The organism is Streptomyces armeniacus, assembly GCF_003355155.1.
Taxonomy (GTDB): domain Bacteria; phylum Actinomycetota; class Actinomycetes; order Streptomycetales; family Streptomycetaceae; genus Streptomyces; species Streptomyces armeniacus.
Window position 1 is genome coordinate 3965327 of sequence record NZ_CP031320.1, and the last position, 26295, is coordinate 3991621.

A 26295-nucleotide genomic window follows, 5' to 3' on the forward strand; every position below is an offset into this window, starting at 1 on the left:
GGTGTTACGTGTACCCCCTTGCACGGTCCAGACGGCCTCCGGGGGTGGGGGAGCCAGGGGGCCTGCGTCCGGTACGGGTGGCTTCACCGGCGCGTCCCGTCCGGCGCGCTACGCGGTGGGGCGCTTGCGTGCCAGCAGGAACGCCTGCGGGGTGCGCTCCGTGAAGTCGCCCTCGTCGTCGGCCTCGCGCAGCAGCCGGGCGCGTACGGGCAGGCCCGCGTCGTCCAGCAGCGCGGCGATCTGCTCCGGGCGGCGCCGGTGGAAGTCCAGCGCGATCGGGCGGCCGTACGCCTCCGTCAGCCGCAGCGGTTCGTCGCCGACCTGGAACGCGAGCAGCACATGGCCGCCGGGGGCAAGCACCCGGTGGAACTCGGCGAAGACGGCGGGCAGTTGCTCCTCCTCGATGTGGATGACCGAGTACCAGGCGACGACGCCGCCGAGGGAGCCGTCCGGCGCGTCCAGGGACAGCATCGAGCCCACGTCGAACCGCAGGCCGGGCTCCGACTGCCGGGCCACGGCGATCATTTCGGGGGAGAGATCCACGCCGGAGGCGGGGAGGCCGAGCCCGGCCAGATGCGCGGTCACGCGGCCGGTGCCGCAGCCGACCTCGAGTACGGGCAGCGGGCCGTCCCCGTTGGCGCTGCTGCCGCCGCCACCGCCGCCACCGCCCGTACGTACGAGGTCCGCGAATCCGGCGAGCATCCCGCGGTCCAGGGGCTTGGCGGCGAGTTCGCCGGCGGCGTGGCGGGCGTAGTCGGCGGCGATGGTGTCGTACGAGGTACGGGTGGCGTGCACGTAATCCGGTTCGGTCACGGCGGGAGGTTACTCCGGGCGTGCGCCTTCCGTCGCGGAGGGCCGGTCGCGGCGAAAACCGTGTGCACGGCGGCCGTTCGGGGTGCGACGATGCGTCGCCGAGCGGGAGGGGAGCGAGCGGGTGGCTGGTGCGGAGGCGTCTGCGGGGTGCCTGATCCTGTCGGGGATGCCCGGGGCGGGCAAGTCGACGGTGGCGCCGCTGGTGGCCGCCCGGCACGCGCGTGCGGCGCACATCAGCGGGGACGTCCTCTCGTACATGGTCGTCCAGGGCCGGGTCGGCTTCAACGGGCAGCCCGCTGAGGAGTCCGCGCGCCAACTGCGGCTGTGCGCCCGCAACATGTGCACCCTTGCCAACAATTTCGCCGACAACGGCATCTTCCCGGTCATCGAGTACGCCATCGACAACCCCGGGATGCTGGACTACATGCTCGCCGAACTGCGTCCCAGGCCCGTCGTGTTCGTCGTTCTGGCCCCTCCCCTGGAGGTGTGCCGGCAGCGCAACGCCGCGCGGGCCGTCGAGCACCAGGTCCACTTCGACTTCTCCCCCTACTACCGGGCGATGCGCGAGCAACTGGGCGAAGTCGGCTGGTGGCTGGACACCGCGGCGCTCTCGCCGGAGGAGACCGCCGACCTGATCGCCGCACGCGCGCACGACACGGCCGCGCTCCGTACGGATCTCCCTGCGAGCTGCGCCGCGCCATCAGGTGGGGCGTTGGGGCCAGCCGCTGGGGGCGGACGCGGCGGTCCGTAGCCGCCACGCGGGGCTCAGGCCGGTTCCACTGCCGGCTCCGCTCCGGGGCCGAAGGCCAGCAGGAAGGTGCGGACGGCGGCCTGGGCGGCGGCCCGCAGTTCGGTTTCGGGGACCGCGCGCGTGCCGAGCAGCGACCGCTGCTCCATCGGCCCGGTGAGCAGCGCGAGGAACTGCTCGGCGGCCGCCGCCCGCCGGCTGCACCGGGAGACCACCCGGCTCCTCGGCAGACGGCGGTCTGGGTCGCCCGCGACGGCGAAGACGTGCTGTTCGCCGTGGCGGCGGACCGTACGGTGGCGGATCAGGCGCCGCGCAGGGCGGCGATGAACCACTCGAAGGCCGGCACGGCGGGCGGGAAGGGCGGACGGCCGTTGAGGACGCCCAGCAGCTGCCAGTAGCGCTCGACGCGCCGGTCCGTGAACGTCTCCACCTGGTCCGCGAGCCGCGCCCGTTCGTCCCGCGGCATGTCCGCGTCCACGATGCGGTGGAGCACCGTACGGGCCCCGGCGCCGTCCGGAGCGGTGCCCGCGGCCACCGCCGCACCGGCGTGCTCGGTGACGCGCGCGGGGTCGTAAGGCAGCGGCGCCGGACCGGCCGGGCTGTCCGTACCCGCCGGACCGTCCCGGCCATCCGTACCCGCCGTACCGGCCGGTGCGTCGGCGCTCGCGGGTTCGGGCGTACCTTCCGCGCCCGCCACCGCCATCTGCCGTACGCGCTGCCGGAAGTCCGGGTCGCCGACCAGTTCCGCCAGCTCCACCCACGCGTCGACCTGCTCCGTGGTGGGGTCCTCGGGCAGTTCGGCGGGCACCGTGCGCATGGCGTGGGCGAGTTGCGCGCCCTGGGCCTCCGGGTCGATCCCGGCGAACGTGCGGTCGACGAAGTCGTCGATGATGCGCGTGCGTTCCTCCGCCGACAGCTGGGCGAGCTTGTGCATGAGTGCCATCTCCTCGGTCGTGTCGTGCCGTTCGGCGACCGACCGCAGCACCGCACGGCGCAGCTTGAGCGTGCGGATCTCGGCGTCCAGAGCGCGGGCGTGCTGGCGCGCGACGTCGGCGATCCCCGCCTGCCCGTCGAGCACCCACCGGACCGTCTCCAGCCCGAGCCCCAGCTCGCGCAGCGTCCGTACGAGGTCCGCGCGGGCCGTGTCCTCGACGCCGTAGCAGCGGTAGCCGCCCGCTGAGCGGGCGGTCGGCGGGATGAGCCCGAGGTCGGACCAGTAGCGGATGGTGCGTACGGGAATGCCGGTACGAGCGGAGAGCTGTCCGATCGTGAACAGCTCGCTGCGGTCGTTCACGTGAACACCCTCGACCTTCCAGCGGCTGGAGACTCAAGGCGATTCAGGGAAGCACATCCGTACGGCGCCCGGCGCCGCCCCTACGGTGTCCCGCCGGGTGGGCGCCGTAGGGGCGGCTCGTCTAGCCTTGTGGTCCACAGCGGTCTCCGGGACCGCTGTACGGCGGTGGGGCCCGCCGTACCCGAACCGCGGCACCGCCGCCGCCAACGGTCCCTGCTTGCGGTCGACGCACCCGTACGGGTGCCCTGCGGGTAGGAGGCGTGTGTCTGTGGAATCCCGGTCACCGGAATGCCGGTCATCCGGTCGCGTCGCGACCGACGTCGATCTGTCGGTGGCCGCCCGCCCGGCCCCGGCGGCGCGCGGCCAGGGCCCCGTGGTGGCGGTCGTCGCCCTGGGCGGCGCGGCGGGCGCGGCCGCACGGTACGGCGCCGCGCTGCTCTGGCCGACCGCGCCCGGCGCGTTCCCGTGGACGACGCTGGCGGTGAACGCCGTCGGGTGCGCGGTGATCGGCGTGTTCATGGTGGTGATCAGCGAGGTGTGGGCGGCGCACCGGCTGGTGCGGCCGTTCTTCGGTACGGGCGTGCTCGGCGGGTTCACGACCTTCTCCACGTACGCGGTGGACGCGGAGCGTCTCGTGGATGTGGGAGCGGCGCGTACGGCGCTGGCGTATCTCGGTCTCACGCTGCTGGTGGCGCTGGCGGCGGTGTGGAGCGCGGGGGCGGCGACCCGCCGCGTACTGGTGTGGAGGAGGCGGCGATGACCCGACGGGACACCCGGCGGAACGACCGGCGGGACAGCGGTGGCAGGCCGGACCCGGGCGGCGGCAACCGGTCGACCCGGCTGACGGGTACCGCCACGAGGGTCACCGTTTTCGTGGGTGAGAACGACCTGTGGCACCACAGGCCGCTGTACTCCGAGATCGTCCTCCGTGCGCGCGAGGCCGGGCTGGCGGGCGCGAGCGTGTTCCGGGGCATCGAGGGCTTCGGCGCCTCGTCGCTGATCCACACGCAGCGGCTGCTGTCACTCAGCGAGGACCTGCCGGTGGCGGTCGTGATCGTGGACTCGCGCGAGCGCGTCGAGGCGTTCCTGCCGCAGCTCGACGAGCTGGTGGCGGAGGGACTGGTGATCATGGACGACTGCGAGGTCATCCGGTACGCGGGCCGGGAGACCGCGGACGGGGAGGCTGGGGACGTGTCGGACGGGGAGGCTGCAGGCGGGGAGCGGGTCACGTGAACTGGCTGCTCGTCCTGCTCGGCGGAGCCGTCGGCGCTCCCCTCCGGTACCTCACCGACCGCGCCGTACAGCGCCGGCACGCCACCGTCTTCCCCTGGGGGACGTTCGCCGTGAACGTCGCGGGCTGCCTCCTGCTGGGCCTCGTCGCGGGCGCGGGCGCGGCGGGGGCGGCGTCCTCGCAGGTGCAGCTGCTCGTGGGGACGGGCCTGTGCGGGGCGTTGACGACGTACTCCACGTTCTCGTACGAGACCCTGCGGCTCGCCGAGGACGGCGCGGGCCTCCTCGCCGCGGCCAACGTGGCCGCGGCGGTGACGGCGGGCCTGGGCGCCGCGTTCGCGGGCGTCGCGGCGGCGGAGGCGCTGTGGGCGTAGCGGATCCGGCGTCCGATCGGCGTCCGGTCCGTTGTCACCCCGCCCGGCTAGTCTCTGGAACGTAGCCATCGAGGCCAGCCCTGTCCCGGGCGCCGTTCCGGCACAGCACGGGCGCGCGCCGGCCAGAACCCGGAGGTTGTCATCGTGCGCAAGGTCGTTTCGGCTCTGTTCGTCTCCGTGGACGGTGTCGCCGAGTCACCGGACCAGTGGCAGTTCGACTTCGACGAGGAGATGGGGGAGGTGCTCACCACCACGCTGGAGACCACCGACACGGTGCTCCTCGGGCGGGTCACGTACTCCGAGTGGGCGGGCTACTGGCCGACGGTGACCAGCGGCGAGGACGTGGGGTTCGCCAACTGGATCAACAATTCGCCCAAGTACGTCGCCTCGACCACGCTGGACAACGTCGACCTCTGGGCCAACAGCAGCCTCATCAAGGGCGATCTGGCCGCCGCCGTCCGGCAGCTCAAGGCCGGCGAGGGCAAGGGCATCTCGGTCGCGGGCAGCCCCGGCCTGGTGCGTTCCCTGGTGGACCAGGGACTGGTCGACGAACTGGTGCTGCTCATCCACCCGGTGATCGCCGGAGAGGGCCGCAAGAAGCTGTTCGCCGACGACACCTCGATGAAGAAGCTCGAGCTGGTGAGTGCCAAGCCGTCCAGCAGCGGCGTGATCATCGCGACGTACCGCCCGGCGGACTGACCCCTCCGCGCCGTCCACGGCGCGGGCCCCGGCCACCGTACGAGGCGGCCGGGGCCCCCGTCCGTGCGTGTACGGGGCGGCGGCTCAGGGCCGCGGGTCCGAGCCGCCGAGGCCCCGGCGGAGGGCGCGGGCGCACCAGCCGATGACGACGGCGTTCACCAGGGCGCCGAGGCCGACGGCGACGAGGATCATCGAGCTGTGGTCCGGCAGCACGAGCAGGACGAGGCTCACCGGTGCGGTCGCGAGCACCGGCCACACTCCGGCGAAGGAGGCGTCCGGGTTGTCGCCGCTGCTCACGACGAGCGCCCAGACGAGCAGGCCCGCGCAGACGGCGAGGTAGACGCGCGCGAGGACGCTGCCGAGAGCGCTGCGGAGGGCGCGCGTCAGGGAGTTGGCGGACCCGGAGCCGGGCGTGGGGCCGGACCCGGATCCGGGCGCGGAGTCGGTCATGGCGGCGGTCTCCTCGTGTGTGGTGCTGGCGCTGGCGCTCATCGGGGCGGATTCCTCTCGTGGTGGTGTAGCCGTACGGTGGCCGGCCGGCCGGCCACCGTACGGCCGGGCTGCGGCGGCAGGGGTGCGGGGCGGTCAGCCGTGGGCCCCCGGAGGGTTGGCGCGGACCAGGCCCAGGTCGTAGGCGAGGATCGTCGCCTGCACCCGGCTGCGCAGTTCGAGCTTCCGCAGCAGCGCGTTCACGTGGGACTTGACGGTGCCGACGGTGATGCCGAGTTCGGCGGCGATCGCCGCGTTGTCGAGCCCCGACGCGATGAGGGTGAGGACGTAGCGCTCGCGTGCGGTGAGCCGGTCCAGGTGCCCCGTGTCCTGCCCGGGGCGTGGCGGTCCGGCGGCGTAGTGGCCGATGAGCCGCCGGGTCGCGGACGGGGCGAGGACGCCCTCCCCGGCGGCCACGACCCGGATGCCGTGCAGCAGTTCGGCCGCCTGCACGTCCTTGAGCAGGAAGCCGGACGCACCGGCGTGCAGCGCGTCGAAGACGTACGCGTCGAGGTCGAACGTGGTCAGCGCCAGAACGCGGGGCGGGTTCTCCCGTCCGGTGAGGATGCGCGTGGCGGCGATGCCGTCGAGTCCCGGCATCCGTACGTCCATCACCACCACGTCGGGCGTGAGGCGTTCGGCGAGGCTCACCGCGGCGGCGCCGTCGCCCGCCTCACCGACGACGGTCAGGTCCGGCTCGGCGTCGATGACGGCGGTGAGGCCCGCCCGTACGACGACCTGGTCGTCGACGACCAGTACACGGACGGTCATCGCGTTCCCTCCTCGGGCGCAGGCGCCGCCGGTGCTGCCGGTGCCGCCGGTGCCGCCGTGGCCGTGGCCGCGTCCGTCGGGACGTCCGGCACGGTGGTCAGGGGCAGGCTCAGCAGGAGCCTGCCCGGCTGTTCGCTGGTCAGGGTGCCGCCGAGCGTGGCGGCCCGTGCCTCCAGCCGCTCCCGTACGGTGCGGCGGGTGGCGCGGGGCACGCCGGTCGCGGAGAGGGTCAGCGCCCGGTCGGTGGCGTCGAAGACGAGCGAGGCGGGCTCGTCGCCGCCGGCCTCCAGCACGGTCTCGGCGGCGCGGTACGCGGCGAGGTCCACCTCGGCGGGCAGCCGTTCCGGCATCCGTTCGGTGAGCCGCACCTCCACCCGGCGGCCGGTGGCCCGCCACTGGTGGGCGAGCAGGTCGAGGGCCTGGAGCGTGGGCTGCGGGCGGAGTTCGCCGGGCTGCTCCCCGGCCCGTACGGTCTCCAGCAGCGCCCGCATGGCGGCCAGCGCGGCGCGGGCCCGCTCCGCGGTCTCCGCGAGCCGTCCCGCCTCCGCCTCCTCGACCACCTCGGCGGTGCGTGCCAGCACGGTGGTCTCCAACCCTGTGGTGATACGGCGGCGTTCGGCCCACGCGTCCCGTACTGCCTCCTCCGTCCACGCGGCGAGACGCCCCTCGTGCGTGTCCCGTGCGGTCCGCCGCCGGCTCCCGTAGCGGGCACCGGCGTACCAGGCCGTGCCGTTCGCCGCCGCCGCGGCGGCGGTCGCGGCCACGGCGACGAGCCACACAGGTGCGGCCGTGCCGCGGTCGAGGACGGCGGCGGTCACGGCGCCCGCGTGGACGGCGGCGGCCGGCGCGACTCCGTACGGAGTCGGGAACGCGCACCGTACGGAGTCGTTTTCCGTCGGCGGGAACGCGCACCGTACGGAGTCACTTTCCGCGGCCCGCCGCGCCGCCACCATGGCGAGGGCCGCGCACCCCGTGAGCAGGCTGAGCCCGACGGGCAGCAGCACCGGGCCCGCGTACGCGCTCACCGCCATCGCCACCGGCCACAGCCCGGCCAGCGCGACCACGGTGCCCAGCGCCGTACGCGGCGCGCGCCGCAGCCACAGCAGCGCGAGCGCCTGCGCCGTGGCGAGCAGCGCGAAGAGCGCGCCGGCGGACACTCCGGACCCGGCCGCCTGCGTGTCGTCCCGTATGACGAGGAACGGCAGCAGCGGCTGCAGGCACAGTCCCGCGGCGGCGACGCACTGCGCGACGCGGTACGCACGCGGCACGGAGGGCGACGCCGACGCCGTAGGCCCCGGCAGCACCGCCCGTACCTCCCAGCCGCCGTCCGGCGTCGGCCCCGTCGTGAGCGTGCCGCCCGCCTCCCGCGCGCGGCCGCGCAGCAGGTTCTGACCCCGCCCGCCGCCGAGCCCCGCGCCGCGCGGCGTACCGCCGCCGGACGCGTCCGGCGGCGCGTTGCGTACGACGACCTCCGTGCCGCCGTCCCCGTACGTGCAGCGCACGGTGGTGGCGGCGCCGGAGGCGTGGCGTACGACGTTGGTCATCGCCTCGCGGACGATGCCGTACGCGGCGTCCCCCGCGGTGCCCTCCGGAAGGGACTCGATGTCGCAGGTGACCGGCTGGCCGAGGGCGCGGAAGCCGGCGACGAGCTCCCGCAGCCGCTCCTCCGGCAGCGGCAGGTCCTCCGCCGAGGGCGCCGGCGCCCGTACGGCACTCAGCGCGCGGGTCACCTCGCGGCCGGTCCCGGCTGCGAACCGTACGGCTTCCCCGGCCAGTTCCGGGCGGCGTTCGCGGAGGCCGAGCGCGGCCTCGACGGTCACCACGATCGCCGTCAGGTGGTGCGCGCTGACGTCGTGCAACTCGCGTTCCATACGGGCGCGTTCCGCCGCGGGAAGACGGTGCCGTTCGGCCTCCGCACGGCGCAGCCGGCGCTCGGCGTTCCGCCGGGCGGTGCGCAGCCGCCGTACGTGCAGCCCCGTGCCGGTGGTGGCGGCGTAGAGGAGCGCGGTGAGCACGAGGTCGAGGCCCTGGCTGCCGCCGAGACCGTGCAGGCTGATGCCGTGCACGAGCTGCCACGCCGCGAGCGTCGCCACGCACAGCAGCGCGGTGCCGGTGTCCCGTTCGACGGCCACCGTGCACAGGGCCAGCGCGACGCCCGCCGTGCCGAGCACGGCCACTGCACCCGCGGGCAGCGGCCCCGCGCCGACGGCGCAGACGGCGGCCACCAGGACGAGCACCGGCACCGGGCGAGTACGGCGGGCCGCGAGCGCGGCGGCCACCAGACCGCAGGCGAGGGCGGCGGCCAGGAGCTCCGCGGCCGTCGGCCCGGCACCGCGCAGCAGCGCGGCACCGGGCCAGACCGCGGCCTGGGCGCCGAGCAGCAGGACCGGCAGGAGCCGGTCGAGCAGGACCGGGAAGGGCCGGTCGAGCAGGACCGGGAGGAGCCGGCCGTGGGTTCGTTCCGTCACGTGCTCAGGCTAGGGACACCCGCGGGCGGCGGGCATCGGGCCGCAGGGCGAGCACGGCGTCTAACCGCGGGTGGAGACGGCACCGCCCGGGAGGCGTACGGAGGGTGCCGGCCCCACCACCCGACGGGTGCTGCCCGGATGGGCAACGGCACCCGCGGCGGCGATCGTTTCCGGCAGGGCCTTTTGGCCACCCGAGGGATCGAACTGGGGGAACAGTGAAGCAACCCGAGGAGCACGTTTTCGCGCGCCGTACGGTGCTCGCCGGTACGGCGGCGGCCGGTGCGGGAGCCGTATGGGGCACGGCGGGTACGGCGGCCGCCGAGGAGGCGCCCGCACACAGCACGGTCGTGCAGACGGCGGTGGACGCCGAGGCGGCACGCCTGGAGCGGACGCTGATCGCGCTGCGCCGGGACATCCACCGGCACCCGGAGGCGCCGGGCCACGAGTGCCGTACGGCCCGGCTGGTCGCCCGCGAACTGCGCGCGGCCGGACTGTCCGTGACCACAGGTGTGGGCGGCCACGGCGTCATCGGCGTCCTGCGGGGCGCGCGTCCGGGCCGTACGGTCGCGTACCGGGCGGACATGGACGCGGTGCCGCCCGGCGACATCGTCGGCGGCGGCCCGGCGCCCGCCCACGTCTGCGGGCATGACGTCCACACCACGGTGGGCGTCGGCGTCGCACGCGTACTCGCGCGGCTGCGGCGGCACCTCGGCGGAACGGTGGTGTTCTTCTTCCAGCCCGCCGAGGAGACCCTGGCCGGTGCCCGCGCCATGCTCGCGACGGGCGTGCTCGAACGCGCCGGCGTTCAGGAGATCCACGCGCTGCACTGCGGACCGTTTCCGGTCGGGCAGTTCGCCGTGACCCCCGGCTACGGGCTGCCGGGCCAGGACCGTGCGGAAGTGCCCCTCGCGGGCGCGGACGCGCCCGCCGCCGCACGGCGGCTGGCCGCCGAACTCGGCGCGCTCGCCACGGTCACACCCCCGCAGACACCCGCCGACCTGGAACGGATGGTCACCGACGTCCAGACCCCCGACGGGCCGCTGGCCCGCTTCGTCGCCCTCCGCGCCCGCGCGGAGGGCGCCAAGGTGAGCGTGGTGTACCGCTGCTGGCCCGAGGAGCGCTACACGGAGGTGCGCGAGGACATCCGCCGGCTGGCCAAGCGGTACGACGGGCCGCACGACGGGCCGTACGACGGTGCGCGCGCCAAGCCGTACGCCGGGCCGCACGCCGGTGCGCGCGCCCGGGTGAGCTTCCCCGCCGACCCGTTCCCGGCCCTGGTCTGCCCGGAAGAGGACGCCGGCGCGCTCGCCCGCCGGCTGCGCGGCACGCTCGGCCGGGACGCGGTGACCCGGCTGCACGCCGCCTTCCCCTTCAACGGCGAGGACTTCGCCCTCTTCCTGGACCGTGTCCCCGGCACGTACACCTTCCTCGGCGTCCGCACCTCCGGCGCACCCGTCACCACGAGCTATCCGCACTACCCCGACTTCGCCCCGGACGAGCGCGCCATCGGCCTCGGCGTACGCGGCATGGCCGGCTGGCTCGCACAGCGGACGCACGCGACGTAGGACCGTGGCGACCGGTGCCGGGGTGCGGACGAATCACGGCCGGGATGGTTCACCGGAAGGGGATGTGGCCTTCGTCACACTCCACTGCTTCCCATCCCCTGAGCTAGTGCAGCTACCAGCAGCGCAGACGCGGAAACGGCGCCCTGCTGACCTAGTACAGATCGCCCGTTCGTTCCGTGGCCAGAGCTGCCGTCGGCGTCACCACGTCGAGTACGTTCGGGCCCCGCGTCGCCGGTGGCGGCGGAGAACCGGAACCGAGGGGGGACTCGGGGCGCAGCCCCGAGAGCCGAGGACCCGGGGCGGGGAGGAGCGCGCTGCGGCGCCGCCCGCGAAGAGGTGCGGCGCGGCAGCGCGCGGGTTCCGGTCGCCCCCGACCGCCGAGGGGGGCGGGTCGGGGGCGGACCGGGGCCGGCCGCCGGACGGCGGGGTGCCGTACGGCCGTGCGCGGTCAGCCCTGGGGTTCGCTGATGTTGACCATCCAGGTGATGCCGAACCGGTCCGTGCACATGCCGAACACGTCACCCCACATCTGCTTCTCCAGCGGCACGGACTCCGAGCCGCCGGCGGACAGCTTCTGCCAGTACCCGCGGAGTTCGGCGTCGTCGTCGCCGCTGAGGCTCACCGAGAAGTTGTTGCCCGGAGTGTGCTCCATGCCGGGCGGGGTGTCCGCGCCCATGAGCGTGAAGCCGCTCGGGGTCTCCAGCATGCCGTGCATGATCTTGTCGGCGTCCGGCTGGCCCTCCTGGCCGCCGAGGTCGCCGTACGTGTTGAGGTCCAGTTCGCCGCCGAACACCTCCTGGTAGAACTCCAGCGCCTGGCGGGCGTCGCCGTCGAAGCTGAGGTACGGGTTGAGACGCGAAGCCATGAAACCCTCCTTTAACGGAGAAAAACGGTCAGATATGCGCAGAGTAGTGCGAAGCGGTTGCAGGGGTGCGGCGGGCAGCGCCGCCCTTCGGAATCAGCCGGTCTCGTCCAGCACTTCGCGCAGCTTGCGTGCGAAGGCCTCCGGCTGCCCCGCGTAACCGAACTCGCCGCCGAGGAAGCCGCCGTGGTGGCTCGGGAACACCGTCGCCCGCTGCCCGAGCAGCTCCGCCGCAGCCACGGCCGTACGCCCCGTGAGGGCCTCCCCGGTCTCCTCGCCCACGGCGATCACGATCCGCGTAGGCGCCGCGCGGAGCGCGCCGGTGTCGGGCTGGTGGCCGCTGACGGTCCACGACCGGTCGGAGAGCAGCGGATCGTCACGCGACCCGTCGTCCTCGGCCGGCAGCCCGTACGCGGCGGGCTCCGGCGCGGGCCGGGCGAAGTAGTCGTCCGTGAACTCGCCCTGCCACGACGTCATCGCGATGAACGCCGCCATCCCGGCACCCGCGCCCCCGCCCTCGTACGCCTCCCGTACGGCGGCCCTGGCGCGCTCCGCCGCCTTCGCGTCGGGAAGCAGGGTGATGAGCGGCGGCTCGTGCGCCACCAGCGTGCTCACGTCACCGGGATACGCCGGCACGAGGGCGAGCGCGGTCACCGCGCCACCGCTGCTCGCGAACATCTCGACGGGACCCGCGCCGACCGCCTCGATGACGGCGTGCACGTCGGCCGCCTGCACCTCGGGCGAGTGGTCGACCCGACCGTCCTTGCGGGTGCTGCGCCCGAGGCCCCGCGGGTCGTACGTGATCACGGTCCGCTCGGTGAAGTGCGCAGCCAGCGCGCCGAAACCGCTGGCATCCATGGGCTGGCCGATCATGACCAGCGGCGGACGCCCGCCGGCGGTGGGCAGCGGGCCGCGGACGTCGTAGACGAGATCGGCTTCGGGGGTCGTAAGGGTGTGCGTAGTCATGACCGGACAGACGGCCGCCGCACCGGGAACTCATCGCACCCGCGCCTGCCACGGGGCCTCCGCATGGCGCGGTCCCCGGTCGGCAGCGGGCTGCCGACGCGCCGGTTGGGTCTGCTCCGGGGCCCCGCGGGCGCGGGCTCGGGGCCCCGGAGGCCCGGCCGTACGGGGGCCGCCGGTCCGTAGACTTGCCGCGGCGCCGGTGCCGCCACCGCACCGCATCCGGAAGGACCCGAGTCGCGTGCCCGAGCCACGTATGAAGCGCAATGCCGATTCCGCCGACGAAGTGCACGACGTGGCCGACTTCACCGACACGGCCCGCAATGCGGTGACGCCCGTGCTGCAACTCCCCGGGAACGCCGCCCTGACCGTCGTCGAAGCCTTCGCGGCCATCGTCCGCAATGCCAAGCGGAATCCCTCGGCGACCACCCGGGACAGCGACGGAATCACGCGGTCCCAGACCTTCGAGGAAGGCGACGTCTACATGCTGGAGACCCCCTTCGAGGGGTTCTTCGCGGACCGCTACCTGATGGATTTCCACGATGTCGCGGAACGGGACGTCTGCTCCCGCATGCACCTCCACACCGGCCTCCGCTTCGTACGCATGATGACCGGCCCGGACACCCGTATACGGGTCGGCAGCCTCGCGCCCTTCGAGGTGACGCACGTCGAGGGCGTCACTCCGTTCCGGCCCCGCACCTTCGAGGACGTGCTGCCCGACACCCCGGCGGACGTCGTACGTACGCGGTACAACCTGATCGTGCCGCCCTGCTCCTTCGTGGACATGCAGATTCCGCGCGGAGTGAGCCACCAGTTCAACGCGATAGGCCCGCACGCGGTGATCGACTCCGTCCATCCGGAAGAGTCCGTCGAGACGTTCCGGGAGGGAATGGCGGGCTACCGGATGACGGCGCAAACGGTCTTCCTCTCCGAAGAACTCCCCGCCGCCCACACCTGCGCGAACCTCAACGCCTGACCCACCCGGGAGCCGCGCCTGGGCCTGGGCCGGCCTCGGCCGTGGAGACCACGTGCCGATCCGGTCGCGGCTCTCAAGGTTCGCTCAGCAGCCGGTCCAGCAGCATGTCGAGGTCAAAGAAGCGGAACTCCTGGCCCGGCGGTACGAGTTGACAGGTGCGCTCCAGCCACGCGGTCAGCGGCGCCGCGTCCGCCGTGAACAGGGCGTCGCCGTGCTCGGATACCAGGCGCAGGCTGACCAGGGCCCTGTCCGGAACCGGCCACACACGCACGTCCCCGCGGCCGGTCGGGCGGGCCAGCCCTGCCGTCAGCAGGTCACGGGCGAAAATCCAACGCACCGGCCGGGCGGTGTCCAGGTAGAAGTCGAGACGCACGGCGTAGGGATCCGCGGCGCAGTAGTGGAAGCGTGCCTGTAACGGCACCGCCCACCCTGCCGACAGGATCAAGGAGAGTTCCCAACTGGCCGTCACGCTGGTGACTCCGGGACGCTCCGGCTCTTTTACCGCGAAGTCCTCGCGGTCGTCATGGCTGTCCATTTCCGCAACCTCACGTGATCCCGCCCCACGCGGCTTTCCCCGTTCACCGCGGGCTGGGATGACCAGACGCGGCGTACGGGAGTTTGCGGGTGCTGGGGGCGAACGCACACTGACAGAGGGGTGCACCGCCGGAGTTGCACGAAGTGGGATTCCAGCCGGGTGTCCCCGGCCGTCCTCCTGAACCGCGAGCCAACCACCGGAGCGACGCAGCGGCACCTGAGTCAATGGGCGCTTCTTCGGGCAGGACGCCGCCGGGGTCTGGAGCGACAGGTAACCCAGACTAACCACCGTGGCCTGCCTGGACCAGGCCAGGGTCACGGATCTGCCGCGGGTCAAGCCAGCGCTCGTCGGCACGCCTTCTGTATCTCCGGTGGCGAGGGCTCTCCGGCGGCAGATGCGACGAGCGCGGCTGAGACGTCGCGCAGCTTGACGTTGCTGCGCTGGGAGATCTCCACCAGCAGGTCCCAGGCCGCCTCACTCGAGCATGGCGCGAGCGCCATCAGCATGCCGCGAGCCTGATCTATCACTGCGCGGCTGTCCATGGCCTCACGCAACTGCGTGATCTCGGCACGCAGGGCGCCGACTTCTCCGACGGCACTCCGGGAATCGCCGATCGGAATGGCCGCAGCCTCCGGTACGGGCGGTACGGCCGGGGTTCGCTGCTGGGTGGCGCTGGATGTGCTGCTGGCCATGCTGCCCACTCTCGTGACGGACCAGTTCCCTCGCCCGACACGACCGCGTGAGGCGGCGTACAGGCGCTCGACCGGGGTCTGGGGCCGCAGCACTCACTGTAGGACCGCCGTCGGCCCGTGGCCAGGCTGGGCTGCCCGCGGATTCGCGTCTTCCCGTGCCGAGTACCGGCACCTCAGCGGGCAGCCTCATCGGGCTCGACGTGAAGCTCCTCGGAGCCGTCCAGAACGGCCCTGGCGAGATCGGAAAGCTGCCGGTTACGTGCGCGAGCCTCCCTGCGGAGCATGCCGAAGGCTTCGTCCACCTCCAGGCCCAGCCGTTCCGACAGGACTCCCTTGGCCTGCTCGATCAGAATCCGGCTGTTCAGAGCGGTCTGCAACTGCTCGGTGACGCCGTCGCGGTGCTGGATGGCGCGCTGCTGCAGCAGCCCGATGGTGGCCACGTCGGCCAGAGCCTGACCGATGCGCTGTTTCTCCTCACCCAGAACGGCAGGCTCGGTGCCGAAGAGGTTCAGCGCGCCGATGACCTCGCTGCGCAGGCGCATCGGCAGGGCATGCACGGAGGCGAAGCCGACTTCGCGCGCGGCGGCGGTGAAGTGCGGCCACCGGCCGGCGCCGGGCAGGTCCGCCACCAACGTGGGTTCACCGCTGCGGAAGCAGTCGATGCAAGGCCCCTCCTCCGTCTGCAGCTGGAACAGTTCCAGCAGGCGGGTCCTCTCCGTGGACGCGGCGATCACCTGCAACCTTTCCCGCTCATCGGTCAGCATGAGCCCGGCAGCGCTTACCCCCAGCAGCTCCACACACCTCTCGGTCAAGCCGTACAGAAAGTCGATGACATCGAAGTCGTCGACAAGGGTGTCCGCCATCTCCACGAACACTTCGGTCAGCCGCGCCTGTGTCATCTCATCCACCCGCGTTCATCCGGTACTTCCGCAGTGTCGCACCATGTGAGAGCCGTCGCGTGAGCTCCGTGCCGAGAAGGGGCCGGTGCCGCACTACGGAGGCTCGCTTCCGTCGAAGCGCAGCCGCCGGGCCACCACGTCCCGGGCGACCTCGTTCAGCCGCCGATCCTGCGAGAAGGCGTATGCCCGCAGTCTCACCAGTGCCACCGCGGCGGTCACACCCAGCTGTACGGTCATCATCCCCGTGGCCTGGTGGATCTCGGGATACCGCGGGCCGAACTCCTCGGACCAGCGGCCATCCGCCGGCTGGGCTCCCCGGCCCCTGTCAAGCAGCAGAGCCAGGACCGTGTCCGCCAGCACCAGCGCGTCGGCCAGCTGATCGCGGCTGAGCGGGCCGGGCTCGGCACGGTAGAGCGTCATGAGGCCGACACTGACTCCGCCGACCCGCAGGGGTAAGGCGAACACCGCACGTACGCCGACCGTCACCGCCGCGGGAGCGAAGACCGGCCAGCGGGTCTCACACTCCTCGGCGGCGAGATCCGTTACCAGGGCGGGGCTGTGGAAGGAGGCATCGGGGCCTTCGCCAAGGGTCAGCGTCAGCTCGGCCATGTCCAGGGCGAGTTGAGCGCTGGCATAGACGGTTTCGCGCTGTCCGGCATCGAGCTCGATGTTGAGGGCGGCCGCATCGACTCCGGCGGCGGTGATCGTCGCGGCGCAGAGGTGCGCGGCGGTGATCGGCTCGCCCTTCGCGTGCTCGGCGATCATGTTCCACAGCCGGATTCTGCGATCTTCGTCCACGTGCCGCTCCGTCCAGATGGCCATGCGGATCCTGGCCACGTGTGGTCGATCGCGAGTGCCACGCAGCCATCCTTGGTCAACGGCCGCGGCTGCTGTGGTAAACGCCACATAACCCTACGCCGGGCCGATGCCCGCTGAGGCCACGAGACGAGTCGGCGTCGAAGCCGGTGATGTTCCAGGTCTGGACCTCCGAGCAGCGTCCGCCACGCCGTGCCCGGCCCGCCCGCTCGGCGTCAGCGGGTCCGGCCGAGCCCAGAGCCCGGCCGCCGCAGTTCCGGCCCGCTTGCTTCGCGTGGCGCTGGGTCAACGCCCACGGAGCGTGGCCGCGGTCGTCGGGGGCCCGTGGACGGCTTGGTCCGAGTCGGCCGAATGCTCGGTGACCAGTGCCTCGAAGAGGCCGTGGGCTTCGAGCACGGCCTCCCGCATTTCCTCGGTGCTTCTCTGGCCGCGTACTGCGGCGTGCATGCCGCGGTAGCCGTGGACACGGTGGGGGTGATGGACGGAGAGCGCGGCCATCCGCTCCTCGAACTGCTCACCGCCGGGGAAGCCCCGGGCCTCGGAGAGGTGCGCCAGGAGCGCGTCGGCCTCGGTGACGGCCTTGCGCGGTGACGCGACGAACTGCCTTTGGATGTCGGCCCATCGAGCCACGTAGAGTTCGCGGGCCCCGGATGAGAGCGGCGCCTCCTTGAGGGAGCCGTGCCGCTTCACGCGATTGCCGAGCTCCCGCTCGGCGCCCCGCACATCGCCGTTGTGGCGGGCGACGGCGCGTTCGTACTCGGGTCCGAAGCGGCGCTTGAGACCGCGTTCGCCGCCGCCCCGGGCTCGTTCACGTGGGACGTAGAAGAGGGCGGCTGTCGCAGCCACGAGCACGGCGATGATCACGAAGATGGCCATTGCTGCCTTCCCGGGCCCTTGAGCCGCTGATCGTTATGGTTCATGTCCCTCAATCCCTGTCAGCCCACTCATCGTTGGGCCGGCCGGCTGGTGCCCACGCGGCGTGAGCACCAACCGGGGCGTTTTCATCTGTTGCCGGCGGCTGAAGGTGGTTTTGGCCTTGCCGCCGAACTGCTTGAGATCACCGGAGACGCGGCCGGGTCCTGTCGAAGCGTTGCGTCATACGGCTTCCTGAAGCCGGGGCCGGGAGGGGCGCCGGGGTGGATTACCGGCGACGGCGGCCGGACCGGCGCCCGCCACCGCCGCGCCCGCGCCTCATGAAGCCGACGAGCCAGACGACCAGAAGGGCAACCGCGACGTACCACAGCATCTGCATGCCGAAGCCGAACCCGAAGACCACCAGGATCAGCAGAAGGAGAAGAATCCACATGAGCATCGCCGGGCCTCCAGATCGCGGGGATCTTCTGTGCTCCGCGGGGTCCGGGCGAAACGGGAAGGTGGAATGTCCGCCCGAACGATCCGGAGCGGTATGGTCCTACGCCGTGCCGCCAGTTAACGCCTGGCGACTTCGCCTGTCAACGGCCCTTGAGGGCCGAAGGATTGCAGCGTGCGGCCGGAGCTCCCGGAAGCTGGTCGCTGCCACATGACCTGACTGGATGTCAAGTAGTCGTCAGTGCATGGCAGTACGCATCGGCGCCGGAAGGACTACGCTGGCAGGTGATGCCCCAGCCCCCGGCAGCGATGTCTGTTCCGCTCGCGGGGAGGCCCGCCGTGACCCTCGTACTGTTCGTCCTCTTCGGAGCCCTGTTCGGGCTCGGGTTCCTCAACCCCCTCTGGTGGGTGACCGCGGCCCTGCTGGCCTTCGTTCTCGTACGCTCCGTCCGCGGCGGCAGGGGCCGTGGGCGGCCTTCCGACTACGGCGAGTACCGGGCCCGCCGGGATCGCGAGAGCCGCTGGGAACGCCGCTACCGCCGCCAGCGCCGAGGGCGCTGGATGCGTCAGGAGCGCCACGATCACTATCAGCACGGGTGACCAGTGACACGACGAAGGCCCCGACCGGCGGACCGGTCGGGGCCTTCGTGACAGCCCGGTGAAGGCTGGGCGGAGGATATGGGATTCGAACCCATGAGGGGTTGCCCCCAACACGCTTTCCAAGCGTGCGCCCTAGGCCACTAGGCGAATCCTCCGCCGCAAACACTACAAGATTCCGGAGGGTGCTCGCGAACTCGATCCCCGGTCCCGTCATCGGGTACGGTGGGCGCAGCCCCTCACGTGGCGCTATCTCTCTGAACTCCCCCAGGGCCGGAAGGCAGCAAGGGTAGGAGGGCTCTGGCGGGTGCGTGGGGGGCCCTTGCGTGTACGGGCGCGGCCTGTACGGCGTGCGGCCGCGGGCACGAGCACGTCTGGGGGCGGCGTGATGCGGTGCGTCTGCGGCGCGTGCGCGTGCGCGCGGGGCGTGGCGGGCCGTCGGCCGGGTGCCCCGCGGGTGGTGGGGCGGGCGTTGGCTGTGAGCGTCCCCACATGTCAGCGGCGGCCTATATCGTCGTTGTTGTGTCGTCCCTCGCCCTGTACCGCCGCTACCGCCCGGAGACCTTCGCCGAGGTCATCGGGCAGGAACATGTCACCGACCCGCTGCAGCAGGCGCTGCGCAACAACCGGGTCAACCACGCGTACCTCTTCAGCGGACCGCGCGGCTGCGGAAAGACGACCAGCGCGCGGATCCTCGCCCGTTGTCTCAACTGCGTTCAGGGGCCCACGCCCACGCCCTGCGGGGAGTGCGAGTCGTGCCGGGACCTGGCGCGGAACGGCCCCGGTTCGATCGATGTGATCGAGATCGACGCCGCCTCGCACGGCGGCGTCGACGACGCCCGCGAGCTGCGGGAGAAGGCGTTCTTCGGCCCCGCCTCCAGCCGGTACAAGATCTACATCATCGACGAGGCGCACATGGTCACTTCGGCGGGCTTCAACGCCCTGCTGAAGGTGGTCGAGGAGCCGCCCGAGCACCTCAAGTTCATCTTCGCGACGACCGAGCCCGAGAAGGTCATCGGCACGATCCGGTCGCGGACCCACCACTACCCGTTCCGGCTCGTGCCGCCGGGCACGCTGCGCGACTATCTCGCCGAAGTGTGCGAGCGCGAGGCGATCCCGGTGGACGGCGCGGTGCTGCCGCTGGCCGTACGGGCGGGCGCCGGCTCCGTACGGGACTCGATGTCCGTGATGGACCAGCTGCTGGCGGGCGCGGGCGAGGACGGCGTCACGTACGCGATGGCGACCGCCCTCCTCGGATACACGGACAGTGCCCTGCTGGACTCCGTCGTGGACGCCTTCGCGACGGGTGACGGCGCGGCGGCCTTCGAGATCGTGGACCGGGTGATCGAGGGCGGCCACGAGCCCCGGCGCTTCGTCGCCGACCTGCTGGAACGGCTGCGTGACCTGGTGATCCTGGCGGCGGTCCCGGACGCGTTGGAGAAGGGCCTGATCGACGCGCCCGGCGACGTAGTGGAGCGGATGCGGAGCCAGGCCGAGGTCTTCGGCGCGGCGGAGCTGAGCCGCGCGGCGGACCTGGTGAACACGGGCCTGACCGAGATGCGCGGCGCCACGTCGCCGCGGCTGCAGCTGGAGTTGATCTGCGCGCGGGTGCTGCTGCCGGCGGCGTACGGGGACGAGCGCTCCGTGCAGGCACGGCTGGACCGGCTCGAACGGGGCGTGCCAGGGGCTGCCGGGGCGGCTGGGGCTGCCGGGGCCGCTGGTGCGGCCGGGGCGATGGGTATGCCCGGGGCGAACGGGGTTGATGCGGGGGCGAGTCGGGCCGCGGAGGCGGCACAGCCGCCGGCTCCGGCTCCTGCGCCTGCGCCTGCGCCCGCACCGGCACCTGCGCCGCAGGCCCCGGCGGCTGCGGAGGGCGGCGCACCCGCCCGGCAGCCGGGGGCCTGGCCGGGCGCGGCGTCCGGCGACGCCGGTGCCGCACGGCCGCCCGAGGAGCCCGCCCCGGCGGCCGAGGAACGGCGCCCGGGTGCCTGGCCCGGTGCCGCTTCCAGTGCCGCTCCCGGTGGTGGAGGAGGGACGGGCGAGCGTCGTCCCGGAGCATGGCCGGGCGCCGGTTCACCGGCCGCCCCGGCACCGCCCGTCGACGCGGGCGCCGCGAGCGCACCCGCACCCGCACCCGCTGTCGGCGGCGCGGAGGGCGCGGAGGGCGCGGGTGGTGCCGCTGCCGCGCCTGCCGCCGTCGGGGGTACGGACAGTGCGCAGGGCGCCGCCCAGGTGCGGCAGATGTGGCCGCAGATCCTCGAGGCCGTGAAGAACCGCCGCCGCTTCACCTGGATTCTGCTCAGCCAGAACGCGCAGGTCGCCGGCTTCGACGGCACCACCCTCCAGGTCAGCTTCTCCAACGCGGGCGCGCGCGACAGCTTCGCGAACGGCGGCAGCGAAGACGTGCTGCGCCAGGCGCTCAGCGACGCCCTCGGCGTCCAGTGGAAGGTCGAGGCGATCGTCGACCCGTCGGGCGGCGCCGGGCACGGCCCCTCGGAGGGCGGCGGCCGCGGAGGCGGCGCACCCGGCGGAGGCGCCCCGGGCGGCGGCTTCGGCAGCTTCGGCGGTGGCGGCGGACAGCCCGCGTCGCCGGGTGGCGCGCCGGGCGGCTTCGGTACGAGCGGGGGTGCCGGCGGCGGTACGGCCGGGGCGGGCGGCCCCGCGGGCGCCGCGGACTCCAGAGGCGCGGGGGGCGCCGGTACGGGCGCGGCGCAGCCGCCCCAGGCGTCCCCCGGCCCGGGCGACAGCACCAGCACCAGCCCTGGCTCCGGCGCGTCGGGCGGCGCCGCCGGCGCCCGCCAGGCCTTGGCCTCGGCACAGGCGGCCCCCGCCGCTCCCGCCTCGTCCGGCCCGGAGACGCCCCACGGCCCCGCGACGTCGGCCCCGGCCCCGCGCCCGCCGTTCGACGACGACATGCCCGCCGAGGACGACCCCGACCTGGACGAGACCGCCCTGTCGGGCCACGACCTGATCGTCCGCGAGCTGGGCGCGACGGTCATAGAGGAACTGCACCACGACCAGTAGCCCCGACGCGCGGCTCACCCACAGGGCGATGTGCCGCCGATCGTCGCCCCCCCGGTCGCACGGCGCGCGAACGACCGTGCCCCGCGAGGCCCGCGTGCGGCCCGTGCGTACCTGTCGTACGGGAAGGAGGGGCGCGGCTCGCGTCACGTAATCCGGCGGGCAGTCGCGCCACGGGCGGAGTCCGCGACGGGCCGTCGCGCACGCACGGGTGCCCCCGCGCGGCCCGTCGGCCGCCCGTAGGCGCCGCGCGTGGTGCAGGTGTCGTACACGACCGGCGGTCCGATGTGGCGGAAACCCCGTGGAACAGGTCACCGCGGCGGCGTAGCACGTAGGCTCATGCGAGCACATACGTCGTCGACGAGCCAGGAGCCCAGTCGTGATTCCCGGTGGTGGCCAGCCCGACATGCAGCAGTTGCTGCAGCAGGCCCAGAAGATGCAGCAGGACCTCGCCGCGGCGCAGCAGGAGCTCGCCGAGACGCCCGTCGAGGGGACCGCGGGTGGCGGTCTGGTGAAGGCGACCGTGAACGGTTCCGGTGAGCTCCAGGGCCTGGTGATCGATCCCCAGGCTGTGGACACGGCGGACGCGACCGCGGAGGAGACGGCCGAGAACCTCGCGGACCTCGTCGTCGCCGCCGTACGGGACGCGAACGCCGCCGCCCAGGAGCTCCAGCAGCAGAAGCTCGGCCCGCTCGCGCAGGGCCTCGGAGGCATGCCGGGGCTGCCCTTCTAGCAGGGGAGTCCTCGGGACAACTACGGTACGGATACGGTACGGAGAGCCGCTCCGGCGGTGCACGGCGCAAGACTGCGCAGGAGCGCGCAAGACGGTGCCGGGTGGCATCGGCAGCGGTCGGCAGGCGAGGGGAAAGGAGGGAGCATCCGTGTACGAGGGCGTGGTCCAGGACCTCATCGACGAGTTGGGCAGGCTGCCCGGCGTCGGTCCCAAGAGCGCGCAGCGGATTGCGTTCCACATCCTCCAGGCTGAGCCGGCCGACGTACGCCGCCTCACGCACGTGCTCGCCGAGGTGAAGGACAAGGTCCGGTTCTGCGCGGTGTGCGGCAACGTCGCACAGGAGGAGCGCTGCCGGGTCTGCGCCGATCCGCGCCGCGACCCCGCGGTCATCTGCGTGGTCGAGGAGCCGAAGGACGTCGTCGCGATCGAGCGGACGAGGGAGTTCCGGGGCACGTACCACGTGCTGGGCGGCGCGATCAGCCCGATCGACGGCGTCGGCCCGGACGACCTGCGCATACGGGAACTGATGGCCCGGCTCGCCGACGGCTCCGTCACCGAACTGATCCTGGCCACCGATCCCAATCTCGAGGGTGAGGCCACGGCGACGTATCTCGCGCGCCTGGTCTCCGCAATGGGCCTGAAGGTCACCCGCCTGGCCAGCGGTCTCCCTGTCGGGGGAGATTTGGAATATGCCGACGAGGTCACGCTTGGGCGGGCCTTCGAGGGGAGGCGAACGCTGGATGTCTGACGCCACGCTGAACTCGATCAAGGACGACCCCAACGACTTCGCCGTGCAGATCTCCGACCAGATCGAGAGCTTCCTCGTCTCGGTCGCGGAGGTCGCCAAGGGCGACGACCCGGACAGCGCGGTCCCGTACCTGCTGCTGGAGCTCTCCCAACTGCTCCTCGCGGGCGGCCGGTTGGGCGCGTACGAGGACATCCTGCCGGACGAGCGCTACGAGCCCGACGTCGGTCCCGAGCCCGACGTCGACGAGCTGCGGCTGCGGCTCGCGGCCCTGCTGGAGCCGATCGACGTCTACACCGAGGTCTTCGACCCTTACCAGCCGCGCAGCGCGCCCGTCGCCTGCCGCATCTCCGACGACCTCGCCGACGTGGTCACCGACCTGCGGCACGGCATGGCGCACTACCGCGCGGGGCGGGTCACCGAGGGGCTGTGGTGGTGGCAGTTCTCGTACCTCTCCAACTGGGGTCCGACCGCCTCCGCCGCCCTGCGCGCCCTCCAGTCGCTGGTGGCGCACGTACGGCTGGACACCCCGCTCGACGAGCTGAACGGCCTCGACACGGACAGCAGCGCGCAGAGCGACGACGGCGAGCTGGAGGCGGAGGCCGGAGCGGTGATGGAGGCGGAGATCGCCGCGCCGCTGGGGATCAAGCCGGGCGGTTCGTAGCAGCCGCGCTCGCGCCCTGTGCCGTGGGCGACGTACGTGGCGTGCGTGCCGTGCGTGGCGTACGTTGCGCGCGCGCCGTACGCCACGCCGCCAGGCCCTCCGTGGTGAGGAACGCGTCGAAGACGGACTCCATGGCCCCGGTCAGCGGTCCGCCGTCGCCGCCCAGCGCCGAGGGGGCGATACGGGCGGGCGCGTTCCGGTGGACGTCCATCAGGCCGTCCAGGTACGCCGCCGTGATCGTGTCCTGAGCGAGCGCGTACAGCTCTACGCCCAGCCCGGACAGGGTCACGGCCTCCGGGTCGAGGGCGTTGACCAGGTTGCCGATGCCGGTCCCGAGGGCGTGCGCCGTCGCCCCGACGGCGGCGAGGGCCTGGGCGGGCTCCGTAGGTGGGGTGTGCGCCGCAGGTGCGGTTGGCGTCGTACGTGGGGTGCGCGCCGTACGTGCCTCATGCTCCGTGCGCGCCTGCGCGAGGATGCGTTCCGCCGTGTCCCAGCCGCGTCCGCCGCCCGCCTCGAGTCCGAGGTGGCGGAGCAGCGCGTTGCCGCCGACCTCGAGTCCCCAGCAGCCGGTCGCGCCGCACCGGCAGCGTTCGTGCCGCCCGCCCGTCAGCCGCATGTGCCCGAACTCGCCCGCCGTGTCCGAGGCCCCGGCGAGCGGCCTGCCGTCCACCAGCAGGGCGCCGCCCAGGTCGAACGCGATGTGCAGGTGTACGCCGACGCCCACCCCGCGCAGCTGCCCGCGGCGGGCTTCGGCGAGGCCCGCGAGGCGGGCGTCGTTCCCGAGGTGGAGCGGCGGGGCGCCGGGGCCGAGCGCCAGCAGCGCGGCGACGTCCACGCCGCGCCAGCCGAGGTGCGGGATGTCCAGCAGCCTGCCCTCCCGTACGGGTCCGGCCGCCGACATCCCGACGCCCACGACGCGCGCGCCCGCCGGGCCGCCGGTCTGCTCCCTGACCGCGGCGCCCAGCGACAGCAGCGCGCCCTCGGGGGTGCCGTCGTGCGGGCGGCCGTCCACGACGGTTTCGGGGCGGCCGCCGAGTTCGCAGACGGCCAGGTCCCAGGAGTCCTCGCGCAGATCGACGGCGAGGGCGAGCGGCCCGTACGCGTGCGGGCCCGGCACCTGCGTCGGGCGGCCGCGGGCGTGTTCGGCGGCGGGGGCCTCGTCGAGGAGCTGCTCCTCGGCGAGGCCCGAGACCAGTACGGAGACGGTGCCGCGGGCGAGGTCCAGTTCGCGGGTGAGCTGGGAGCGGGTACGGGTGGCGCCGCAGTCGTGTACGGCGCGCAGCAGTCGTACGCGGTTGTGCGCGCGTAGCTGCCCGCTGGTCCTCGCCCTGGCGTCGTCGGTCACCCGCTCATTGTCTCGCCCCGCGTGCCCCGTCCCAGCCGTCCGGCGTTTGAGGACGGCCCTCGGCCACGGTGGGCCTGCCGGTGGCCACATTCCGATAGGACCACGTGCCCATGGGTGGCCGCTCCGGTTCGTCCTCAATCGCCGGACGGGCTTGGGTGGGTGGTTGCTCCGCTCCGTTCCCATGTGCCGGGCCGGTGGCCGCCCCCGGGGCGGCGGGGAGATGGGGCGCGGTCGTGATTATGCTCTCGGCGTGAACATAAAAGCCCCGCCTCCCCCCGCACCCGACCCCGTCGCCCGCCGGGCCCGTGCCGGTGTCTTCGGCTACTTCGTGATCAACGGCTTCGTCATGGGCATGTGGGCGTCCGGACTGCCCGCGCTGGACGACCGGCTCGGGCTCGGGCCCGCCCGGCTCGGGTCCGTTCTGCTGCTCGTGTCCGGCGGTGCGCTGGCGTCCATGCTGATCGCCGGGCGGCTCGTCGACACCTGGTCCAGCGCGCGGGTCTGCCGGGCCGCCGGGCCCGTTTCGGCCGCCGTACTGCTCGGGCCCGCGCTGGCCGGTTCGTACGCCTGGCTCACCGTGCTCGCCGTGCTCTTCGGGCTGGGCGTCGGGATCATCGAAGTGGCCATGAACGCGCACTCGGTGGAGGTCGAGCACCGTTACGGGAGGCCGATCGTGTCGGCGTTCCACGGCGTGTGGAGCCTCGGTGGCGCGGCGGCCGGGGGCCTGACCACGGTGGGGCTGAAGGCGGGGGCCGACGGGCGGGTGCTGCTGATCGCGGTGGCGCTGGCCGTTCCGCTGGCGTTCCTGCCCGCTGCGCGGGCGCTGCTGCCACCCGCGGAGGGGAAGGCAACGGAAGGGAAGGCCACGGAGGGGAAGGCGGCGAAGGGCGAGCCCGAGACGGAAGCCGAGACGGAAGCCGAAACGGATTCCGCAGACGTGGGGAACGGCACCGCGCTCCGCTGGGGGCTCGTCACTCTCCTGGGCATTGTCGCGTTCGCCGGGCACATGAGCGAGGGCGCGGCGATGGACTGGGCGGCGCTGCACGCCCGTTGGGTGCTGGACGTGGACCCGGCGATCGCGCCGCTCGCGTACATGGTCTTCGCCGTCGCCATGACGACCGTACGGCTGCTGGGCGACCCCGTACGGGCCCGGCTCGGCGCCGTCCGTACGATCCAGCTCGCCGGGCTGCACGCCACCGCAGGCTACGTCCTCATCCTCACCGCGCCGTTCGTCCCCGAACCGTTGCGGGTGGCCTGCGCGTGGACGGGCTGGGCGTTCGCCGGGATCGGGCTGGCCACGGTGGTGCCGGTGCTGTTCAGTACGGTCGGCGCCTCGGGCGGCGCGGTGGGCCGGGCGCTCGCGCTGGTCACGGCGTGCGGGTACACGGGGCTGCTGCTGGGCCCCGCCGTCCTCGGCTACGTCGCCGAGCACACGTCGCTTCGTGTCGCGCTGGTGATCCCGGCGGTGATGGCGTTCCTGGTCACGGCGGTCGGCAGTCCGGCCGTACGCCGCCTGCTGGCCGTACGGCCGTCGCGCACGGTCCGTACGGGCGGCGGCGATGACGACCCTACGGGTGTCGACGACGACCGTACGGGTGCCGATGCGCACCGTACGGGTGTCGACGACGACCGTATGCCGACGGCTGATGGGCAGCGCTGAACGCCCTTGCGGGGCCGGGTGGTTGCCC

Annotated in this window: 28 protein-coding genes, 1 tRNA gene and 1 other RNA gene; 14 read left to right on the forward strand and 16 right to left on the reverse strand. The window is 73.3% G+C overall.

The features are described 5' to 3' along the window. Positions 1-108 precede the first annotated feature (108 nt). The gene (locus tag DVA86_RS17055) at positions 109-813 is read right to left on the reverse strand and encodes a class I SAM-dependent DNA methyltransferase (RefSeq protein WP_208879408.1); all 705 of its coding nucleotides are present in this window, start codon (positions 811-813) and stop codon (positions 109-111) included. Positions 814-934: 121 nt separating this feature from the next. Between DVA86_RS17055 and DVA86_RS17060 the strand changes: the two genes are divergently transcribed. Next, a complete protein-coding gene (locus tag DVA86_RS17060; protein WP_245996708.1) occupies positions 935-1564 on the forward strand; it encodes an AAA family ATPase in 630 nt (209 codons plus the stop codon). 14 nt (positions 1565-1578) lie between these two features. Here DVA86_RS17060 and DVA86_RS17065 read toward each other — a convergent pair whose 3' ends face one another. Together DVA86_RS17065 and DVA86_RS17070 are read right to left on the reverse strand one after the other, a co-directional pair. Further along, positions 1579-1776, reverse strand: coding sequence for a TetR/AcrR family transcriptional regulator C-terminal domain-containing protein (locus tag DVA86_RS17065; protein WP_342776361.1), 198 nt, complete (start codon positions 1774-1776; stop codon positions 1579-1581). A gap of 86 nt (positions 1777-1862) precedes the next feature. Next, entirely contained in the window at positions 1863-2855 is a 993-nt protein-coding gene (locus tag DVA86_RS17070; protein WP_208879409.1) for a helix-turn-helix domain-containing protein, read from the reverse strand. A 325-nt stretch (positions 2856-3180) separates the two neighbouring features. Between DVA86_RS17070 and DVA86_RS17075 the strand changes: the two genes are divergently transcribed. The 4 genes from DVA86_RS17075 (at position 3181) to DVA86_RS17090 (ending at position 5158) form a co-directional block, all read left to right on the forward strand. Next, entirely contained in the window at positions 3181-3615 is a 435-nt protein-coding gene (locus tag DVA86_RS17075; protein WP_245997654.1) for a fluoride efflux transporter FluC, read from the forward strand. Then, positions 3612-4088, forward strand: a complete 477-nt coding sequence (locus tag DVA86_RS17080; protein ID WP_208879410.1) for a DUF190 domain-containing protein — start codon at positions 3612-3614, stop codon at positions 4086-4088. Before DVA86_RS17075 ends, DVA86_RS17080 begins: the two co-directional genes overlap by 4 nt. Further along, positions 4085-4459, forward strand: a complete 375-nt coding sequence (gene crcB / locus DVA86_RS17085) for a fluoride efflux transporter CrcB (RefSeq protein ID WP_208879411.1) — start codon at positions 4085-4087, stop codon at positions 4457-4459. The genes DVA86_RS17080 and crcB overlap by 4 nt, the downstream gene beginning before the upstream one ends. Positions 4460-4603: 144 nt before the next feature. Beyond that, complete coding sequence (locus DVA86_RS17090; RefSeq protein ID WP_208879412.1) at positions 4604-5158, forward strand: dihydrofolate reductase family protein; 555 nt, start codon at positions 4604-4606, stop codon at positions 5156-5158. 84 nt (positions 5159-5242) lie between these two features. Here DVA86_RS17090 and DVA86_RS17095 read toward each other — a convergent pair whose 3' ends face one another. The 3 genes from DVA86_RS17095 to DVA86_RS17105 all read right to left on the reverse strand — a co-directional run bounded on the left by DVA86_RS17095 (position 5243) and on the right by DVA86_RS17105 (position 8886). Then, the gene (locus DVA86_RS17095) at positions 5243-5650 is read right to left on the reverse strand and encodes an SCO4225 family membrane protein (protein ID WP_245996710.1); all 408 of its coding nucleotides are present in this window, start codon (positions 5648-5650) and stop codon (positions 5243-5245) included. Positions 5651-5743: 93 nt separating this feature from the next. Further along, positions 5744-6418 (reverse strand): response regulator, encoded by a 675-nt coding sequence (locus DVA86_RS17100; protein WP_208879414.1) that lies wholly within the window; start codon positions 6416-6418, stop codon positions 5744-5746. After that, positions 6415-8886 (reverse strand): sensor histidine kinase, encoded by a 2472-nt coding sequence (locus DVA86_RS17105; protein ID WP_245996715.1) that lies wholly within the window; start codon positions 8884-8886, stop codon positions 6415-6417. The genes DVA86_RS17100 and DVA86_RS17105 overlap by 4 nt, the downstream gene beginning before the upstream one ends. 215 nt (positions 8887-9101) lie before the next feature. Here DVA86_RS17105 and DVA86_RS17110 point away from each other — a divergent pair, with 215 nt between their 5' ends. Then, entirely contained in the window at positions 9102-10451 is a 1350-nt protein-coding gene (locus DVA86_RS17110; protein ID WP_208879416.1) for a M20 metallopeptidase family protein, read from the forward strand. Between the two features lie 448 nt (positions 10452-10899). On the opposite strand, the gene DVA86_RS17115 is transcribed toward DVA86_RS17110, so the two are convergent. After that, positions 10900-11316: a VOC family protein gene (locus DVA86_RS17115; RefSeq protein ID WP_208879417.1), complete on the reverse strand. Its 417-nt coding sequence runs from the start codon at positions 11314-11316 to the stop codon at positions 10900-10902. A gap of 93 nt (positions 11317-11409) precedes the next feature. Further along, positions 11410-12279 carry an alpha/beta fold hydrolase gene (locus DVA86_RS17120; RefSeq protein ID WP_208879418.1) on the reverse strand — a complete coding sequence of 290 codons (870 nt, stop codon included), beginning with the start codon at positions 12277-12279 and terminating at the stop codon, positions 11410-11412. A gap of 238 nt (positions 12280-12517) precedes the next feature. Between DVA86_RS17120 and DVA86_RS17125 the strand changes: the two genes are divergently transcribed. Beyond that, on the forward strand, positions 12518-13252 hold the full coding sequence (locus tag DVA86_RS17125) for a hypothetical protein (RefSeq protein WP_245996717.1): 735 nt from the start codon (positions 12518-12520) through the stop codon (positions 13250-13252). Between the two features lie 73 nt (positions 13253-13325). Here the strand turns inward: DVA86_RS17125 and DVA86_RS17130 are convergent, their stop codons facing one another. The 6 genes from DVA86_RS17130 to DVA86_RS17155 all read right to left on the reverse strand — a co-directional run bounded on the left by DVA86_RS17130 (position 13326) and on the right by DVA86_RS17155 (position 17500). Then, positions 13326-13787, reverse strand: coding sequence for an SsgA family sporulation/cell division regulator (locus tag DVA86_RS17130; RefSeq protein WP_208879420.1), 462 nt, complete (start codon positions 13785-13787; stop codon positions 13326-13328). A 332-nt stretch (positions 13788-14119) separates the two neighbouring features. Beyond that, positions 14120-14479 (reverse strand): ANTAR domain-containing protein, encoded by a 360-nt coding sequence (locus tag DVA86_RS17135; RefSeq protein ID WP_208879421.1) that lies wholly within the window; start codon positions 14477-14479, stop codon positions 14120-14122. Between the two features lie 173 nt (positions 14480-14652). Then, entirely contained in the window at positions 14653-15378 is a 726-nt protein-coding gene (locus DVA86_RS17140) for a GAF and ANTAR domain-containing protein (protein ID WP_208884806.1), read from the reverse strand. Between the two features lie 93 nt (positions 15379-15471). Continuing rightward, on the reverse strand, positions 15472-16200 hold the full coding sequence (locus DVA86_RS17145) for an ANTAR domain-containing protein (protein ID WP_208879423.1): 729 nt from the start codon (positions 16198-16200) through the stop codon (positions 15472-15474). 279 nt (positions 16201-16479) lie between these two features. Then, the gene (locus DVA86_RS17150; RefSeq protein ID WP_245996719.1) at positions 16480-17070 is read right to left on the reverse strand and encodes a hypothetical protein; all 591 of its coding nucleotides are present in this window, start codon (positions 17068-17070) and stop codon (positions 16480-16482) included. Between the two features lie 265 nt (positions 17071-17335). Continuing rightward, on the reverse strand, positions 17336-17500 hold the full coding sequence (locus DVA86_RS17155) for a hydrophobic protein (protein WP_425470845.1): 165 nt from the start codon (positions 17498-17500) through the stop codon (positions 17336-17338). Positions 17501-17841: 341 nt separating this feature from the next. Between DVA86_RS17155 and DVA86_RS17160 the strand changes: the two genes are divergently transcribed. Then, positions 17842-18102, forward strand: coding sequence for a hypothetical protein (locus DVA86_RS17160; RefSeq protein ID WP_208879425.1), 261 nt, complete (start codon positions 17842-17844; stop codon positions 18100-18102). A 70-nt stretch (positions 18103-18172) separates the two neighbouring features. Here DVA86_RS17160 and DVA86_RS17165 read toward each other — a convergent pair. Beyond that, positions 18173-18257, reverse strand: a tRNA-Ser gene (locus DVA86_RS17165). A 73-nt stretch (positions 18258-18330) separates the two neighbouring features. Between DVA86_RS17165 and ffs the strand changes: the two genes are divergently transcribed. The 5 genes from ffs to DVA86_RS17190 all read left to right on the forward strand — a co-directional run bounded on the left by ffs (position 18331) and on the right by DVA86_RS17190 (position 23262). After that, an RNA gene (gene ffs / locus DVA86_RS17170) (signal recognition particle sRNA small type) lies at positions 18331-18425 on the forward strand. A gap of 196 nt (positions 18426-18621) precedes the next feature. Beyond that, a complete protein-coding gene (locus DVA86_RS17175; RefSeq protein WP_208879427.1) occupies positions 18622-21123 on the forward strand; it encodes a DNA polymerase III subunit gamma and tau in 2502 nt (833 codons plus the stop codon). A 403-nt stretch (positions 21124-21526) separates the two neighbouring features. Beyond that, complete coding sequence (locus tag DVA86_RS17180) at positions 21527-21853, forward strand: YbaB/EbfC family nucleoid-associated protein (RefSeq protein ID WP_222623426.1); 327 nt, start codon at positions 21527-21529, stop codon at positions 21851-21853. Positions 21854-22001: 148 nt separating this feature from the next. Next, a complete protein-coding gene (gene recR, locus DVA86_RS17185) occupies positions 22002-22601 on the forward strand; it encodes a recombination mediator RecR (RefSeq protein ID WP_208879429.1) in 600 nt (199 codons plus the stop codon). Next, complete coding sequence (locus DVA86_RS17190; protein WP_208879431.1) at positions 22594-23262, forward strand: DUF5063 domain-containing protein; 669 nt, start codon at positions 22594-22596, stop codon at positions 23260-23262. The genes recR and DVA86_RS17190 overlap by 8 nt, the downstream gene beginning before the upstream one ends. On the opposite strand, the gene DVA86_RS17195 is transcribed toward DVA86_RS17190, so the two are convergent. Next, positions 23243-24607: an ROK family protein gene (locus DVA86_RS17195; protein WP_222623326.1), complete on the reverse strand. Its 1365-nt coding sequence runs from the start codon at positions 24605-24607 to the stop codon at positions 23243-23245. The two genes, DVA86_RS17190 and DVA86_RS17195, sit on opposite strands and share 20 nt — an antisense overlap. Before the next feature lie 250 nt (positions 24608-24857). Here DVA86_RS17195 and DVA86_RS17200 point away from each other — a divergent pair, with 250 nt between their 5' ends. Then, on the forward strand, positions 24858-26267 hold the full coding sequence (locus DVA86_RS17200) for an MFS transporter (protein WP_222623327.1): 1410 nt from the start codon (positions 24858-24860) through the stop codon (positions 26265-26267). Positions 26268-26295: the final 28 nt, after the last annotated feature.

Excerpts from the sequence above, each read along its gene's own strand:
- DVA86_RS17080 (WP_208879410.1), top strand. The coding sequence starts at position 3,612 with ATGACCCGACGGGACACCCGGCGGAACGACCGGCGGGACAGCGGTGGC.
- DVA86_RS17095 (WP_245996710.1), bottom strand. The coding sequence starts at position 5,650 with ATGAGCGCCAGCGCCAGCACCACACACGAGGAGACCGCCGCCATGACC.
- DVA86_RS17100 (WP_208879414.1), bottom strand. The coding sequence starts at position 6,418 with ATGACCGTCCGTGTACTGGTCGTCGACGACCAGGTCGTCGTACGGGCG.
- DVA86_RS17115 (WP_208879417.1), bottom strand. The coding sequence starts at position 11,316 with ATGGCTTCGCGTCTCAACCCGTACCTCAGCTTCGACGGCGACGCCCGC.
- DVA86_RS17120 (WP_208879418.1), bottom strand. The coding sequence starts at position 12,279 with ATGACTACGCACACCCTTACGACCCCCGAAGCCGATCTCGTCTACGAC.
- DVA86_RS17130 (WP_208879420.1), bottom strand. The coding sequence starts at position 13,787 with ATGGACAGCCATGACGACCGCGAGGACTTCGCGGTAAAAGAGCCGGAG.
- DVA86_RS17135 (WP_208879421.1), bottom strand. The coding sequence starts at position 14,479 with ATGGCCAGCAGCACATCCAGCGCCACCCAGCAGCGAACCCCGGCCGTA.
- DVA86_RS17140 (WP_208884806.1), bottom strand. The coding sequence starts at position 15,378 with ATGACACAGGCGCGGCTGACCGAAGTGTTCGTGGAGATGGCGGACACC.
- DVA86_RS17145 (WP_208879423.1), bottom strand. The coding sequence starts at position 16,200 with ATGGCCATCTGGACGGAGCGGCACGTGGACGAAGATCGCAGAATCCGG.
- DVA86_RS17150 (WP_245996719.1), bottom strand. The coding sequence starts at position 17,070 with ATGGCCATCTTCGTGATCATCGCCGTGCTCGTGGCTGCGACAGCCGCC.
- DVA86_RS17155 (WP_425470845.1), bottom strand. The coding sequence starts at position 17,500 with ATGTGGATTCTTCTCCTTCTGCTGATCCTGGTGGTCTTCGGGTTCGGC.
- DVA86_RS17180 (WP_222623426.1), top strand. The coding sequence starts at position 21,527 with ATGCAGCAGTTGCTGCAGCAGGCCCAGAAGATGCAGCAGGACCTCGCC.
- DVA86_RS17190 (WP_208879431.1), top strand. The coding sequence starts at position 22,594 with ATGTCTGACGCCACGCTGAACTCGATCAAGGACGACCCCAACGACTTC.